This window comes from Methylobacterium nigriterrae (assembly GCF_037106235.1).
Taxonomy (GTDB): Bacteria; Pseudomonadota; Alphaproteobacteria; order Rhizobiales; family Beijerinckiaceae; genus Methylobacterium; species Methylobacterium nigriterrae.
The window spans coordinates 1-255 of the sequence record NZ_JBAWTG010001039.1 but is presented as its reverse complement, the minus strand read 5'-3'; the positions used below and the strand labels follow the sequence as shown (position 1 = coordinate 255).

Here is a 255-nt window from a genome sequence, read left to right as displayed (position 1 = left end):
GACGAGGACGAGCGCCACGGTCACGCCGCTCGGCAGGCGCGCGTCGCCCACCGAGAGCACGAGTTGGTGATTGACGGTGCCGATGCCGCCGAGCGCGATGCCGACGAGGCCGGCCAGCGCGCAGGCGATGATCCTGGCGGGGGTTCCGAGGTCCCTCCAGGCGTAAGAGTCTGTGACGTGCGAGGTCTCCTGCCGGTACCGCTCGGAGCGGGCAATCTCGCGGAACGGTCCGCTCGAGAGCGCGAAGCGATCGCC

General features: G+C 71.0%; 1 protein-coding gene. It reads right to left on the bottom strand.

Annotated features, from left to right (window positions below):
- Window positions 1–255 (bottom strand): hypothetical protein (locus WDW90_RS40155; RefSeq protein WP_336493123.1); only part of this gene is annotated, 255 nt, incomplete at both ends.